This window comes from Streptomyces sp. Tu 3180 (assembly GCF_009852415.1).
Taxonomy (GTDB): Bacteria; Actinomycetota; Actinomycetes; order Streptomycetales; family Streptomycetaceae; genus Streptomyces.
The window spans coordinates 7,334,484-7,349,010 of the sequence record NZ_WOXS01000002.1 but is presented as its reverse complement, the minus strand read 5'-3'; the positions used below and the strand labels follow the sequence as shown (position 1 = coordinate 7,349,010).

At 74.2% G+C, this 14,527-nt stretch carries 13 protein-coding genes; 11 read left to right on the top strand and 2 right to left on the bottom strand.

Features of this window, described 5'->3' with window-relative positions:
- Positions 1-211 precede the first annotated feature (211 nt).
- A complete protein-coding gene (locus GL259_RS33485; protein ID WP_159537010.1) occupies positions 212-3,220 on the top strand; it encodes a family 16 glycoside hydrolase in 3,009 nt (1,002 codons plus the stop codon).
- Between the two features lie 171 nt (positions 3,221-3,391).
- Here GL259_RS33485 and GL259_RS33480 read toward each other — a convergent pair whose 3' ends face one another.
- Entirely contained in the window at positions 3,392-4,333 is a 942-nt protein-coding gene (locus GL259_RS33480) for an RNA polymerase sigma-70 factor (protein WP_243762462.1), read from the bottom strand.
- A 180-nt stretch (positions 4,334-4,513) separates the two neighbouring features.
- Here GL259_RS33480 and GL259_RS33475 point away from each other — a divergent pair, with 180 nt between their 5' ends.
- Positions 4,514-4,999 carry a carboxymuconolactone decarboxylase family protein gene (locus GL259_RS33475; protein ID WP_159537008.1) on the top strand — a complete coding sequence of 162 codons (486 nt, stop codon included), beginning with the start codon at positions 4,514-4,516 and terminating at the stop codon, positions 4,997-4,999.
- Positions 5,000-5,053: 54 nt separating this feature from the next.
- Here GL259_RS33475 and GL259_RS33470 read toward each other — a convergent pair whose 3' ends face one another.
- On the bottom strand, positions 5,054-5,677 hold the full coding sequence (locus tag GL259_RS33470; protein ID WP_159537007.1) for a hypothetical protein: 624 nt from the start codon (positions 5,675-5,677) through the stop codon (positions 5,054-5,056).
- A 225-nt stretch (positions 5,678-5,902) separates the two neighbouring features.
- Here GL259_RS33470 and GL259_RS33465 point away from each other — a divergent pair, with 225 nt between their 5' ends.
- From GL259_RS33465 to GL259_RS33425, 9 genes are all read left to right on the top strand, one after another.
- Positions 5,903-6,862 (top strand): carbohydrate kinase family protein, encoded by a 960-nt coding sequence (locus tag GL259_RS33465; protein ID WP_159537006.1) that lies wholly within the window; start codon positions 5,903-5,905, stop codon positions 6,860-6,862.
- A gap of 606 nt (positions 6,863-7,468) precedes the next feature.
- Positions 7,469-8,146, top strand: coding sequence for a metalloregulator ArsR/SmtB family transcription factor (locus GL259_RS33460; protein WP_159537005.1), 678 nt, complete (start codon positions 7,469-7,471; stop codon positions 8,144-8,146).
- Positions 8,147-8,427: 281 nt separating this feature from the next.
- Positions 8,428-9,693, top strand: coding sequence for an MFS transporter (locus GL259_RS33455; RefSeq protein ID WP_159537004.1), 1,266 nt, complete (start codon positions 8,428-8,430; stop codon positions 9,691-9,693).
- Positions 9,690-9,992, top strand: a complete 303-nt coding sequence (locus GL259_RS33450; protein WP_159537003.1) for a sulfurtransferase TusA family protein — start codon at positions 9,690-9,692, stop codon at positions 9,990-9,992. Before GL259_RS33455 ends, GL259_RS33450 begins: the two co-directional genes overlap by 4 nt.
- Positions 9,993-10,174: 182 nt before the next feature.
- Positions 10,175-10,678: a methylated-DNA--[protein]-cysteine S-methyltransferase gene (locus tag GL259_RS33445; protein WP_159537002.1), complete on the top strand. Its 504-nt coding sequence runs from the start codon at positions 10,175-10,177 to the stop codon at positions 10,676-10,678.
- Between the two features lie 60 nt (positions 10,679-10,738).
- A complete protein-coding gene (locus tag GL259_RS33440; RefSeq protein ID WP_159537001.1) occupies positions 10,739-11,461 on the top strand; it encodes a 2OG-Fe(II) oxygenase in 723 nt (240 codons plus the stop codon).
- Positions 11,458-11,769 carry an Ada metal-binding domain-containing protein gene (locus tag GL259_RS33435; RefSeq protein ID WP_159537000.1) on the top strand — a complete coding sequence of 104 codons (312 nt, stop codon included), beginning with the start codon at positions 11,458-11,460 and terminating at the stop codon, positions 11,767-11,769. Before GL259_RS33440 ends, GL259_RS33435 begins: the two co-directional genes overlap by 4 nt.
- Positions 11,766-12,317 (top strand): ABC transporter substrate-binding protein, encoded by a 552-nt coding sequence (locus GL259_RS33430; protein WP_159536999.1) that lies wholly within the window; start codon positions 11,766-11,768, stop codon positions 12,315-12,317. Before GL259_RS33435 ends, GL259_RS33430 begins: the two co-directional genes overlap by 4 nt.
- Before the next feature lie 325 nt (positions 12,318-12,642).
- On the top strand, positions 12,643-14,511 hold the full coding sequence (locus tag GL259_RS33425) for a SpoIIE family protein phosphatase (RefSeq protein WP_243762461.1): 1,869 nt from the start codon (positions 12,643-12,645) through the stop codon (positions 14,509-14,511).
- Positions 14,512-14,527 lie beyond the last annotated feature (16 nt).

Sequence of the window (14,527 nt, the reverse complement as noted above, 5' to 3'; positions counted from 1 at the left end):
GGAGGGCCCACGGGGCGGCGCCGGAGTTCCGGCGAACGGGCCGACGGGCACCGGACTTTGAACTCATCGATGACAAAGTATGGACGCGCTCGGCAGAAGTCTCCTACGGTATCGGCGCAACCTCACGAGTACCGCCTCTGCGTGCACCCGCGCAGAGGGACAGCTCGACCGGAGTGCAATCCGGCGGCCTCCGGTCCGTTCTGGAGGACCGATGCACCGACGGCTTTTCCGGCGTGCCCGAAGACGACTCATCCCCCTGTTCCTCGGCGCCTTCCTCACCGGAGGCGTTCTGGCCGCGCCCCCGTCCGCCGCCGCCCCCGACGACGTCCCGCCCCAGGAGCCGGGCGTGACCCTGCGGGTCTTCGACACCCAGGTCCCGCTCAGCAAGCTCTGCACGCTCAAGCCGGGCCAGACGCCCAACCACGACAAGCTCATGCCGACCGTGGACTGGTCCACCGTCGACGACTTCGGCGGCTTCGCCGACAACTTCACGGCCGAGGTCACCGGTCACCTCGTCGTCCCCGGCGACGGGACGTACGCCTTCCGGCTCACCAGCGACGACGGCTCGCGCCTGACCGTCGACGACCGGACGGTCATCGACCACGACGGACTGCACGCCGCCGAACCCAAGGACGGGACCGTCGAACTCACCGCCGGATCCCACCCCTTCCGCATCGACTACTTCGAACGGGGCGGCGAGCAGCGCCTCGCGCTCGCCTGGAGACCGCCGGGCGCGGACGACTTCACCGTCGTGCCGAGCGAGGCCCTGAGCACCGACGCCGGGGTCGTCCGGGTCACCGCTCCGGGGCGCAAGGAGTGCGAGGCGGGATCGGACAGCCCGGGCGACGGCCTGCCGCTGACCGGCGTGCGCCCCGACCTCACCCTCACCGACCTGCGCCCGGACGGCTTCGAGCCCCAGGTCACCGGCATGGACTGGCTGCCCGACGGACGCCTGGCGATCACCACCTGGGGCGGCTCCCAGACCACGGCGGGCGAGGTGTACCTCCTGGACAACGTGACCGGGGACACCAGCCGCGACAAGGTGACGGTGAAGAAGGTGGCGAGCGGGCTGCGCGAACCGATGGGCGTCAAGTACGTCGACGGTTCGCTGTACGTCTCGCAGAAGCACGAGCTGACCCGACTGGTCGACAAGGACCGGGACTTCGTCACCGACGAGTACCGCACGGTCGCCACGTGGCCCTACGGCGGCAACTTCCACGAGTTCGCCTTCGGGCTGCTCTACCGCGACGGCTACTTCTACGTGAACCTGTCCGTCGCCATCAACTACGGCGGGGCGACCACCACCCCGCAACCGGCACCCGGCCGCGGCACCACGTACCGGATCAGCAAGAAAACGGGGAAGATCCATCCGGTCGCGGGCGGTCTGCGCACCCCGAACGGCATCGGCTGGGGCCCCGGCGGCGACATCTTCACCACCGACAACCAAGGTGGCTGGCTGCCCGCGTCCAAGCTCGTCCAGATCAAGCAGGACCGCTTCTTCAACCACTACACCGAGCCCCCGGGCCCCTTCGACGACCGTCCCGTCACCCGGCCGGTGCTGTGGCTGCCGCAGAACGAGATCGCCAACTCCCCCAGCACACCGCTGTACTTGACCAAGGGACGGTTCGCCGGGCAGCTGCTCATCGGTGACGTCACCTACGGCGGACTCCAGCGCGCCTACCTGGAGAAGGTCAAGGGGCAGTACCAGGGTGCCGTGTTCCGCTACACCCAGGGACTCGAAGCCGGCGTCAACCGGATCACCATGGGTCCCGACGGCGCCGTCTACGCGGGCGGGCTCGGTGCCGACGGGAACTGGGGCCAGGAAGGAAAGCTGAAGTTCGGCCTGCAGAAGCTGACGCCCAACGGCGGCAACACCTTCGACATCAAGGAGATGCGCGCCGTCCCCGGCGGCTTCGACCTGGAGTACACCCAGCCGGTGTCGCAGGCCACCGCGGAGCAACTGGCCTCCCGCTACCAGGCCGCGCAGTGGCGCTACACCCCGACGTCGGACTACGGGGGGCCGAAGATCGCGGAGGAACGGCTCACCGTCCGCTCGGCCACCCTCGCCCGCGACGGGCGCACGGTGCGGCTGCGACTCGACGGGCTCGAGCCCGGCCGTGTCGTGCACGTCCGTTCGCCGCGCCCCTTCGCGTCCGCGTCCGGCGAGGCGCTGTGGAGCACGGAGGCCTGGTACACGCTCAACGCCCTGCCGGGCGAGCAGCCGCCGCCCGCCACCCTGTACGAGGCCGAGGAGGCGCGCCTGACCGGGACGGCCGGTGTCAACACCGACCACACCGGCTACTCGGGCAGTGGTTTCGTCGACCGCTACCAGACCGAGGGCAAGGCCGCCACGACCTTCGACGTGACGGTCCCCGAGGCCGGCGACTACGACGTCGGTCTGCGCTACTCCAACGGGCCCAACCCCTTCCAGGGCACCAAGTCCCTCTCGCTGTACGCCAACGGGCAGAAGCTGCGGCAGACGGAGCTCGCCCCGACCGGCAACTGGGACACCTGGTCGACACGGACCGAACGCGTCACGCTGCGCGCGGGGAAGAACACCCTCGCCTACCGCTTCGACCCCGGTGACGACGGCCACGTCAACCTCGACCTGATCACCGTGCACCCGCACGGCGCCCCGGTCACCCTCTTCGACGGCACCGCCGGCTCCCAGGACCAGTGGCAGCACACGGACGGACGGCGCGTCGAATGGCCGCTCACCGCCGAGCGGTCCATGGAGGTGTGCTGCGGTGACATCCGCACCAAGGACGCCTACCAGGACTTCAGGCTGCACGTGGAGTTCCGCGTCCCGCTCCTGCCGGACGACGTGACCGGCCAGGACCGCGGCAACAGCGGCATCTACCTCCAGGACCGCTACGAGCTGCAGATCCTCGATTCGTACGGTGACCCGACGCTCGACACGAACGAGGCCGGGGCGATCTACCTGAAGAAGGCCCCGGACGTCAACGCGGCGACGGCGCCGGAGACCTGGCAGACGTACGACATCACCTTCCGCGCCGCGCGCTTCGACGACGACGGCGACAAGACCGCCGACGCGCGGGTGACCGTCGTGTGGAACGGCAGGAAGATCCACGACGACGTCGCGATCGACGGCCCGACCGGCGCCGGCGCGCCGGAGGGACCGTCGGCCGGCGCCGTCCGCCTCCAGGACCACGGCAACAAGGTGCGGTTCCGGAACATCCGGGTGACACCGCTGGGCTGAGGCCGGTGGAGAACGCCGCGAGGAAGGGGGCGCGCCCGCGACACCGCGGGCGCGCCCCTTTCTCACGCGGTCGCGCGCTCCGCCGTCCTCCCGCGGTCGCGCGCTCCGCCCCGACGCCGTGCGGGCCGGTGTCCCGTCGTGTCCGGTGCCGGTGGCACGGCGGCCCGGGGCTCAGCGGCGCAGGGTGGTCTTCCGCTGCATGTACGACAGTTCCTCGGGGTTGCGCACCGCGTAGAGCCGGGTGACGAGACCGTCGTCGACGCGCACCGCCACGACGGTGTCGATCGCGCCGTCGACCCGGAAGACCAGCGCCGGGTGGCCGTTGACCTGTGCCCGCCCCAGCGACGCCCCGGCGGGGATCCTCTCCAGCCCGGCGACCAGCAGGCGGGCCACCTTGCCGGCCCCCACGACGGGCCGCAGGACGGCCTGCCTGACTCCTCCCCCATCACCCAGGAGGACCACGTCCGGCGCGAGGATGTCGAGCAGCCCCTGCAGATCACCCGTTTCGATCGCCCGCCGGAACGCGTCGAGCGCCTCCCGGGTCCGGGCCGGGGAGACGGTCCCGCGCGGCCGGCGCGCCACGACGTGGGCCCGTGCCCGGTGCGCGATCTGGCGGACCGCGGCCGGGTTCTTGTCGACGGCTTCGGCGATCTCGTCGTACCCGAGGCCGAACACCTCGCGCAGCACGAACACCGCCCGCTCGGTCGGCGCGAGCGTCTCCAGCACCAGCAGCATCGCCATCGAGACGCTGTCGGCCAGTTCGACGTCCTCGGCCACGTCGGGCGAGGTGAGCAACGGCTCGGGCAGCCAGGAGCCGACGTAGGACTCCCTGCGCCGGCCGAGCGTGCGCAGCCGGCTCAGCGCCTGACGCGTGGTGATCCGGACCAGGTAGGCGCGCGGGTCGCGCACCGTGCCGAGATCGACGCCCGCCCACCGCAGCCAGGTCTCCTGCAGGACGTCCTCCGCGTCGGCGGCCGAGCCGATCATCTCGTAGGCGACGGTGAACAGCAGGTTGCGGTGGGCGACGAACGCCTCGGTGGCGGGGTCCGTGCGGCCACCGCCGGCGGGCTGCCCGGCCGTGTCCCGTGTGCGCTCGCTGTGCTCGCTCTTCACCGCTTGCTCCTGCCTGTTCGCTCGCGACGGTGTCACGCGCACCAGACGCCCGCCCCGGCGGCTCTGTGACATCCGCGAGCGGTGGCGCACGTCACACGGTCGTCCCGTCACGGGGGAACGGGTCGCCGGCATCTCGTGTCCGTCCGGCACCCGCCACGAGTCACCAGTGAGGACGACGTCATGGACGCCCGATGCGACCTGTTCGACAACGAGATCGCCGCCAGGTTCGCCAAGCGGTTCGCGAACGCCGCCCTGGTGGTCCACCGGTCGCCGCTGCCGAGGTCCACGCGGGAACTGGTGTCGCTGCGCGCCAGCCAGATCAACGGCTGCGGCCACTGCGTCGACATGCACACCAAGGAGGCCGCGGCCGCGGGTGAGACCGCCGTCCGGCTCCACCTGGTCGCCGTCTGGCGCGAGTCCACCGTGTTCGACGAGGCCGAGCGGGCCGCGCTGGCGCTCGCCGAGGAGGGCACCCGGCTCGCCGACGCCCACACCGGCGTGTCCGACGAGACCTGGGCCCAGGTGCGCAAGCACTACGACGACGACCAGATCGCCGCGCTGGTCGCGCTGGTCGCCGTGATCAACGCGGCCAACCGGCTCGCCGTGATCGTCCACCAGAAGGGAGGCTCCTACGAGCCCGGCATGTACGCCGCCGCGCTCGACTGACCCGCGGACGCGTCCGGCCCCGGCCCGGGATCGTGTCGTCCGGGCCGGGGCCGATCACGTCCGGGCGCTCCGCGCGCGCCGTGCGGCGGGGACGGGCCGGGACCCCGTTTCACCCGCCCGGGGCCACGGACGGCCCGCCCACTCGCACTCCGGGACCGCGCCCTCCCAGTCGTCGGTGCACCGGTCGGCCCAGTTCCGGCCCACCACGACGGGCCGGGTCACCACGCCGCCGGCGACGTCCTGCACCCGCAGCACGAGCCCCAGCCCGTCGGCTCCGGGGTTCCCCCGCGGGCCGTAGGACACGTCGAGCACTCCACACCCGTGAGCGTGCAGGAGGAACCGTTCCAGGTCGGCGGGGACGCAGGCGGTCAACTCCCTTCCCCAGAGCGTCACCTGGGGTCCTCGGGCCGCGTCGACCGCGACACAGGACAACCGGTCGTCGAGGAAGTAGGCGTACACGGCGGGCTCCGCACGCCTCGTGCCGAACTCCACGCCGAGGACCTCCGGAAACGAGGGGTCGGCCGGGAACCGACGCAGCTCGGACATGCTCGGCAGCACCGCGGCGACCTCGGTGACACGCATGCCGAACCACAGCGGCCCGACGCCTTCCAGGGGCATCAGCTCCCAGTCCGGCCGCGCCGGCCCCTTCCCGGCACCCCGGGGCTCCGCCGCCGCCATCGCCCAACCCTTTCCCGTCCGCCCACCGAGCCGCGCCGGTTCCCGGCACTCGGCATCACCCCGGCATGACATCGAGCTCGAGATCGTCCGCGGAACCCCGGGCAGCGCCGTGCCGGTGGTGGGCGGCTGAAACTTCCAGCGCATGCTTGCAGCCTTCCGGAGCAAGGTGCTTGACTCGCTTCCCGCGCCGTCCGCGCCACCGCCCTCGACCCGAGGATGCCGCACATGAGCCTGTCCCCCCACGACGTCCTGGTGGTCGGCGGCGCCGGAGTGGACACCATCGTCCGCGTCGAGAAGCTGGAGGTCCCCCCGGGCGACTCGACGCACGTCCCACCCGTGCACGACTACGTCGCGCACACCGGGAACGGTGTGGCGCTCGGCTGTCAGGCGCTCGGGCTCGCCACCAAGTTCATCGACTTCCTCGGGGACGATCCGCAGGGTCACGCGGTGCTCGCCGCGTACGCCGAGCGGGGACTGGACTTCAGCCACCTGGTGTCCCCGCACGGCACCCCGCGCGGCATCAACCTGGTCGACGCCCGGGGCCGCCGGTTCTCCTTCTACGACTCCCGGCACCCGGCGGACCTGCGGCTGCCCCGCTCGTTCTACCTGCCGCACCTCCGGCGGGCGCGGCACGTCCACCTGTCGATCGTCGGTCACAACCGCGACATGTACGAGGACGTCCACCGTCAGGGCGTGACCAGCTCCACCGATCTGCACGACTGGGACGGGTCCGACCCCCACCACCTCACCTACGCCCTCGCCTCCGACTACGTGTTCCTCAGCGCGGCGGCCCTGCGCGGCCGGCTCGACGAGGTGCTGCACCGGATCGTCGACGAGGGCCGGGCCCGGTTCGTGGTGGCCACCGACGGCGCGGCGGGCTGTCACGTGCTGGTGCGGGGCGCGGGGAAACCGCGGCACTTCCCCGCGGTGCGGCCGGAACGGCCGGTCGTCGACACCAACGGCGCGGGCGACGCGTTCGTCGCCGCCTTCCTGCACGCCCTGCTGGAGGGGCGGCCGCTCGAGGACTGCGTGCTGGCCGGTTCCGTCTCCGGTGCCTTCGTCTGCGGAAGCGCCGGCACCCACACCGAGTTCATCGACCTGCCCGGTCTGCGCGCGGCCTGCGCCCGCGCCGTCCCCGCCGACTCCGACGAGCACGTCCGCACGGGGGCCGGGCCGACGGCGTGAGAAACGCCCCCGGCGCCCGCGGACCGGCGCCGGGGACGTGAACGGCGGCGCCAGGGAGTGCGGGCGGGGGACCGATGACGCACGTGTGCCGGGCTTCGCCGCCGATCCCTCCAGGAGGCAGCCGTGGACGCATCGGTGGACCGGATCGCCGTGCCGTGGGGCGGCCGTGCCCCGTACCGCCGCCACGAGCCGTGACCCGGGCGGCAGACACCTGCCTCCGGGAGGGCGCCGGCGGGCGGACGGACCGGCCCCCTCACCACGTCCCGGGGAGCGGCGCCCCGAGCCGGTGTGCGACGGGGGAACGGACCGCTCGCCGCTCCTCCCACGGCCTCCCGCCCGCGGGCGTCCTCCGGCCGGTGCCGCCGCCGTACCGACGGTGGTGTGGCCGCCCCGTCCGGTGCGTACGCCGACGAGCGCGCCCGGGTCCCCGGCCGGCCCCGCCCCGATCGGGAGCCGCGCGGCCGGGCCCCGCTCCACCTCACCGTCCGCCGCGAGCGGCGCCCTTCCCGGATGGCCGGCGCGTGCGGGGTGCGCGAGGGGACGCGAGGCGGGGAACGCCGGCGCCCGACATCGATTACAGTGATCCATGGATTTTTGGAGGATGTGATGCGAGACCCCGCCACGAGCGGCACGAAGGCCGCGCTGTACGACGCGTTCGCGGCCAGCGGCAAGGCGCTGGCCAGCGGAAAGCGTCTGGAACTGCTCGATCTGCTCGCCCAGGGCGAGCGCACCGTCGACGCGCTGGCGAAGGCCGCCGGGCTGAACCTGACCACCGCCTCGGCTCATCTGCAGACGCTCAGGCAGGCCGGTTTCGTGGCCACCCGCCGTGAGGGGGTCCGGATCCACTACCGGCTCGCCGGCGACGACGTGGCCCAGCTGTTCGCCCTGCTGCGCAAGGTCGCCGACCGCCACCAGGCAGCCGTCCCCGCCGCCCGGAACGCCTACCTGGGCGAGGACGACGCCGTCGCGGTCACCCACGAGGAACTGCTGGCCCGGGTCGCCGCCGGCGACGTGACGGTGCTCGACGTGCGGCCGGTGGAGGAGTACCGGGCCGGGCACATCCCCGGCGCGATCAACATTCCCGTCGCGGAGCTGGCCGGCCGCGTCGGCGAGCTGCCCGAGGGGGCCGAGGTCGTCGTCTACTGCCGCGGCGAGTACTGCGCGCTGGCCCACGACGCCGTACGGCTCCTGGCCGACCACGGACGGCGGGCGATCCGGCTCAACGACGGCATGCTCGAGTGGCGCCTGGCCGATCTGCCCGTGCACGCCGGGGAGACGGCGTGAGCGACGCCCCCGGCGGCCCTCCGTCGTACCCGGGCCTCACCGGGGGGGCCGGTCCACCGGAACCACGACGCCACCGCGCCGGTCGAGCCACGGGGCGCCGGGGCGGCGCCGCCGCGGCTGTGCCCGGGCTTCCGGAGCACCGCGGGAGACGCCGGGAGGCGGCAGCAGCCCTGACCCCGGCGGCCGCCGCGCACCGCCCGGCCCGCACCGGCCCGGGCAGTGCGCCCGACACCCCGCCCACCCACCGACCCGCGCCGTCCACCACCGTTCCGGAAAGCCACATGACCCCTACCGCACCCGCCGCCGGCACGACTCCCTCCCTGTCCGATCCCGGACAGGCCCAGCGCCGCGTCCTGCGCGTCCTGGTCGCCTCCCAGGTCCTCAGCGGCGCCGGACTCGCCGCCGGCGTCACCGTCGGCGCGCTCCTCGCCCAGGGGATGCTCGGCACCACCAGCCTCGCCGGACTGCCCAGCGCCCTGTTCACCGCGGGATCCGCACTCGCCGCCGTCGCCGTCGGCCGCATCTCCCAGGCCCGCGGCCGCCGCCCCGGACTGGCCACCGGGTACCTCACCGGCGCCGTCGGCTCGGCCGGCGTCATCACCGCCGCCGCCCTCGACAACGCCGCCCTGCTGTTCATCGCCCTGTTCGTCTACGGAGCGGGCACCGCCACCAATCTCCAGGCCCGCTACGCCGGGGCCGACCTCGCCCGACCCGGCCACCGCGCCCGGGCCGTCTCCACCGTCCTGGTCGCCACCACCCTCGGCGGTGTCGCCGGCCCCAACCTCGCCGCACCCACCGGCGCCCTCGCCGAGACCCTCGGCATCCCGGCCCTCGCCGGGCCCTTCATCCTGTCCGGCGCCGCCTACGCGCTCGCCGCCCTCGTCCTCGCCCTGTGGCTGCGGCCCGACCCGCTGCTCACCGCCCGTTCCCTCGCCCTGGCGGCGGCGGACACCACCGCCGATCCCGCCCCGGCCCACGCCCCCGGCACCCGGGAGGGCCGCACGGGCGTCGTCCTCGGCGCGCTCGTCATGGTCCTCACCCAGCTCGTCATGGTCGCGATCATGACCATGACGCCGGTGCACATGCACGACCACGGCCACGGGACCGCCGCCTCCGGCCTCGTCATCGCCCTCCACATCGGCGCCATGTACCTGCCCTTGCCCCTGACGGGCCGGCTGGCCGACCGCTACGGCCGCATGAAGGTCGCCGCCGCCTCCGGGATCACCCTCCTGGCCTCCGGCGTCCTCGCCGCGGCCGCCCCCGGCGACTCCGTCGCCCTCCTCGCCCTCGCCCTCGTGCTGCTCGGCATCGGCTGGAACTTCGGCCTCGTGTCGGGCACCGCGATCATCACCGACACCGTCCCGCTCGCCACCCGCGCCAGGACCCAGGGGCTGGTCGACGTCGCCATCGCCATCGCCGGCGCCACCGGCGGCATGGCCTCCGGCATCATGGTCGCCGCCACCGGCTACCCCGCCCTCGCCCTCACCGGCGGCGTCCTCTCCCTCGCCCTGCTGCCCGCCATCGCCGCGACCGCCCACCGCCGGTGAGCCCCGTGGTCCCGGACGTCCCCGCGCCGGACATCACCGTCGACGGCACCGGCCTGCTCTGCGTCACCCTCCTGCTCCGCCTCCGCGAGGAGATCGACGGTGCCCGGCCGGGCACCGTCGTCCACGTCGTCACCACCGACCCGGCGGCCCCGCTCGACCTGCCCGCCTGGTGCCACATGACCGGACACCACTACCTGGGCCCCGTCCACGACGGCGCCCGGCCGGTCCACGCCCTGCGGCTCGCCGCCGGCGCCCGGCCCACCAGGCCCGACGCGCCCTGGCACGGGGACGGCCGCTGACGCCCGGCCGCGCCGGCTCGCGCACGGCTCCCCGCCGGGGGATCGCGCCCTCCCGCCCGGGCCGGGCGGAGGTGAAGGCCCCGGCGGCACACCGCACCGCGATGTCCGAATCCCGCCAGCAACACCGTCCGGGAGACGGCAGGGTGGAAGGTGCGACGAAAGATCACGAGGAGGAGGCGACCATGACGCTCTGGTCGACCATCGCCAGCCCCCTGGGCGACCTGCTGCTGGTGGGGGAGAGGACCGACGGACAGGTCACCCTCACCTCGCTGTCCATGCCCGGCGGGCGGAACACACCCGCCGTACGGTCCGACTGGCTGCACGATCCCGAGGCCCTCGCGGACGTCTCCCGTCAGGTGGCGGCCTACTTCGCCGGGGAACTCACCCGGTTCGACATCCGGTTCACCCCGACCGGCACGGACTTCCAGCAGCGGGTGTGGCGCGCGCTGGAGGACATCCCCTTCGGCACGTCGACCACCTACGGCGAGCTCGCCGAACAGCTCGGCGTCCCGCGGCAGGGCATCCAGGCGGTGGGCGCCGCGATCGGAGCCAACCCGCTGCTGCTGGTGCGGCCCTGTCACCGCGTGATCGGCGCGGACGGCACCATGCGCGGCTACGCCGCCGGTGTCGAGCGCAAGGTGTGGCTGCTCACCCACGAGGGCGTGCTGCAGCCCACGCTCCTGTGAACCGCGGCGCCCCCCCGCCGCGGGCCGGGCGAACCTCCAAGGACCGAGGAGTCCCTCGACATGACCCATCCGACGGCCGGCATCGACGACCGTGTCGCAGCCGGGGACTGGACAGCGCTCACCGACGAGCTGAACGAGCACGGCAGCGCGCTCACCGACCGGCTCCTCACCCCCGGCGAATGCCGGGCGGTCTCCGCGCTGTACGACGAGCCCGAGCACTTCCGCACCACGGTCGACATGGCCCGGTACCGCTTCGGCAGCGGCCAGTACCGCTACTTCACCCACCGGCTGCCGGACGTGGTGCGCGAACTGCGGGAGGCTTTCTATCCCCGGCTGCTGCCCGTCGCGCGGGACTGGGCCCGGAAGCTGGGGCGGCCCGCCCCGTGGCCCGACGACCTCGACGAGTGGCTGGCGATGTGCCACCGGGCCGGGCAGGACAAGTCCGCCCAGATCCTGCTGCGCTACGGCAAGGGCGACTGGAACGCCCTGCACCGCGACGTGTTCGGCGAGATGCTCTTCCCGCTGCAGGTCGTCATCGGGCTCGACGCCCCCGGCACGGACTTCACCGGAGGCGAGTTCATCATGACCGAGCAGCGCCCCCGCGCCCAGTCGCGCGGATCGTCCACCACCCTGCCCCAGGGCCACGGACTGGTCTTCACCACCCGCGACCGGCCCGTCGCCTCGAAACGGGGCTGGTCCAACGGCCCGATGCGCCACGGCGTGAGCGCCGTCCGCTCCGGGCGGCGCCACACCCTGGGCCTCGTCTTCCACGACGCGGCATGACGGGCGACACCGCACGACGCGCGTACACGCTGCTGGGCGCGGACGGCAGACCGTACCGGAGCGCCGTTCCGGGCACGCTGGGCGGGCACCGGCGCACACGGCTGTACGGGCGTCTGGACTGCCCCTCGGCGCTGCGGGCCCTCGCCCGCGGCCACTACGCGGCCCACCGGGTCTTCTTCCCGGACGAGGCCACCGCGGTCGCCGCGGGCTACCGGCCCTGTGCCAGATGCCTGCCCCGGGCGTACGCCCGCTGGAAAGCCGCCACCCGCGCCACCGGGGCGGGCCGTGAAAGCGGCTCCGCGTCATGACCGGCCGCGACGAGCGGCCGGAGTCCCGCTCGCCCCTCATCACGGCCGCGGACCTCGCGGCCCACGGCGTCCTGCCATCGCCGGCTCCGCACACCGGGCGGGAACTCGACGCGCTGCTCGGCCTGCTGACGCCGCATCGCCCGGGGATCACGACGGTCGCCGTCGGTCACAGCCGTGACGACTCCTGCCGCCGCGCGGCCGAAGCGTTCACAGCGGCCTGGGAGAACCGCGGCGGCACGGTCCTCGCCACCGTGGACTGGCCCGAGACCGCGGCGTCCTGGCTGCGCCCCGCGACCCGGCTGACCGCCGGGGAACCCGACGCCTGGGTGATCGCCGCAGCCGTGCCCGGATTCGCCCAGCTCGCCCGCCGGCTGCGTCACTCCACCGACTGGGACCCGGCCAGGACCTATGCCTTCGCCTCCCTGCAGGACTCCCGGCTCCCGGCGCTCGCCGGACCGCGGGCCGTGCACGGCCTGCGCGGCGCGACCGGCGACGGCGGCACCTGGCAGGTGCGGCACCGCTGGATCGTCTCCCGTCCGCCCGCGTGACCGCGCCGCCTGCCGGATCAGGGCCGGGCGGCGCGCCGCGGCCGGTGCGGCGGGTTCCGGCTCCGCCCGGCGCGGCCGGTGAAGGGCTCACCCGCGTCCTCGCCGGCGGACCCCTCCCCCTTCATGATCCTCTTCGAGCGCGCTCCCGAGCGGGACCGGGGCGGGACGGACCGTCCGGCGGGGGCCGCGCGGACGTCCCCCGCCCCCGCCGCGCCCGGCGCCGAGCATGGTTCGCGCCCCTGTGGGCACACGGCCCGCAGAGCGGTGGCGGCTGAGGCCATCTGTCCCGGACGGACGTCCGAAACGACGAGGGGACGGTGGAGCCGTGAACGGGACCGACCGGGTCGCGGACGCGGCCTTCCTGTACGCGGTCCTTCACGACCTGGGCGCGGGCGTCTTCACGGTCGACGCCTCGGGACGCGTCACGTTCGTCAACCCCTGGGCCGAGCGCCTGCTGGGCCGGTCCGAGGAGGAGATGCTCGGCCACGACGCGCACGACCTGCTGCACCGCCGGCGCGACGGCGGTCCCGTGCCGCGCGAGCAGTGCTCGATGCTGGCTCCCCTGCGCGGGGGCGGGTCCGGGGGACTGGGCAGCGAGGAGTACTTCCTGCGCGCCGACGGCGCGACCGTGCCGATCATCTGGTCGACCACTCCCCTGCGGGTGACGGGCGGCGCGAGCGGGATGGTGGTGGTCTTCCACGACTTCAGCCTGCAGCGCGAGGCCGAGGAGCGGGCCGCGGCGCACACCGCCGCCCTGGAGGCGCTGACCGCTCGGCTGAACCTGGTGGCGGACGTGTCGGCGCTGCTCATGTCCACCGTGGACGCCTCCGGCATGGGCCGCCGGCTGCTGCGCCTGCTGGTGCCGAGGATGGGTGACTGGGCCGTACTGGACCTGTGTCCCGCGGTGGCGGGGGAAGGGGAGCGGATCGTCCTTCGCAGCGCCCGCGACGGGGAGCGGCCGGTGTCCCCGGAAGGGCCGTTCCCGCCGTTGCCGGCGGAGAGCCTGCGGCCGGTGGAACGCGCCATGAGGGGCGACGAGCCCGTCCGGACGACCGCCGGGGAACTCGCCGCGGACCCGGACGCCCCGCTGGCCGCCACGCACCGGGTGCTGTTCGACCGGCTCGGCGGCCGGTCGGCCGTCGTGGTGCCGCTGCGTGCCCGGCAGCGGTCCTTCGGGATGCTGACCGTGGCCCGCACCGGGAGCGCCCCCGCCCATTCGGACGCCGAGGTCAGGCTGCTGTCCGACATCGGCCGGCGCCTCGGGATGGCGATGGACAACATCCGGCTGTACCACGAGCAGCGGAGCGTCGCCGAGACCATGCAGCGCCAGCTGCTCGCCCCTCTCCCCCAGGTGGACTACCTGCGGATGGCCGCCCGCTACCTCCCCGCGCAGAGCGCCATGGAGATCGGGGGCGACTGGTACGACGCCTTCCTGCTCTCCGACGGCGTCACGGCCCTGGTCATCGGGGACGTGGTCGGCCACGACCGGCAGGCCGCCGCGCACATGGCGGAGGTCCGCAACATGCTGCGCGCCCTGGCCTGGGACCACCAGGAGCCGCCCAGTCTGATCATGCGCCGTCTGGACGAGGCCGTGACCCACACCAGCGACGCCCCGATGGCCACCCTCGTCTTCGCCCGGGTGGAGGGCGAAGAGGGCGGTCCCTGGCAGTTGCACTGGGTCACCGCCGGGCACCCGCCGCCCCTGCTGGTGACCGGCGAGGGCGACACGCGCTTCCTGACCGGCGGCCACGGACCGCTGATCGGCATGAGCGCCGTCCTGCACCTGGATCTGAGCTGGCCCGACGCGTACGAGGACCTCCCCCCGGACTCCACCCTGCTCCTCTACACCGACGGCCTGGTGGAGAGCCGGGGCCGCTCCATCGACCTCGGTCTGGCCAAGCTCCGGCACCACGCCGCGGTCCTGGCCCGGCGCACGGCGGGGCGGACCGTGGACGACTTCTGCGACGAGCTGCTGGCACGGATCGACCCCGGTGGGGACGACGTCGCCCTGCTGGCCCTGCGCGTGCCCGCCGCCGGTGCGGGAACCCCCGGCGACACCTCTCCCCCGCCTCCGCGGCAGTCCCCGCGCAGTCCCGCCGCCCCCGGCCGGGCCGCCCCCGGATCCGCGGTGGAGCATTCCGAGGTCCTGGATCCCACGCGGGCCACCGGGCGGGGTGAGGCGACGTGGGAGTGAGCCGGCCGTGTGCCCG

What these genes read in the sequence shown, in the direction of transcription:
- GL259_RS33430 (WP_159536999.1), top strand. Translation starts at nt 11,766, where the DNA reads ATGACCGGCCGCGACGAGCGGCCGGAGTCCCGCTCGCCCCTCATCACG.
- GL259_RS33485 (WP_159537010.1), top strand. Translation starts at nt 212, where the DNA reads ATGCACCGACGGCTTTTCCGGCGTGCCCGAAGACGACTCATCCCCCTG.
- GL259_RS33435 (WP_159537000.1), top strand. Translation starts at nt 11,458, where the DNA reads ATGACGGGCGACACCGCACGACGCGCGTACACGCTGCTGGGCGCGGAC.
- GL259_RS33470 (WP_159537007.1), bottom strand. Translation starts at nt 5,677, where the DNA reads ATGGCGGCGGCGGAGCCCCGGGGTGCCGGGAAGGGGCCGGCGCGGCCG.
- GL259_RS33460 (WP_159537005.1), top strand. Translation starts at nt 7,469, where the DNA reads ATGCGAGACCCCGCCACGAGCGGCACGAAGGCCGCGCTGTACGACGCG.
- GL259_RS33475 (WP_159537008.1), top strand. Translation starts at nt 4,514, where the DNA reads ATGGACGCCCGATGCGACCTGTTCGACAACGAGATCGCCGCCAGGTTC.
- GL259_RS33455 (WP_159537004.1), top strand. Translation starts at nt 8,428, where the DNA reads ATGACCCCTACCGCACCCGCCGCCGGCACGACTCCCTCCCTGTCCGAT.
- GL259_RS33445 (WP_159537002.1), top strand. Translation starts at nt 10,175, where the DNA reads ATGACGCTCTGGTCGACCATCGCCAGCCCCCTGGGCGACCTGCTGCTG.
- GL259_RS33465 (WP_159537006.1), top strand. Translation starts at nt 5,903, where the DNA reads ATGAGCCTGTCCCCCCACGACGTCCTGGTGGTCGGCGGCGCCGGAGTG.
- GL259_RS33440 (WP_159537001.1), top strand. Translation starts at nt 10,739, where the DNA reads ATGACCCATCCGACGGCCGGCATCGACGACCGTGTCGCAGCCGGGGAC.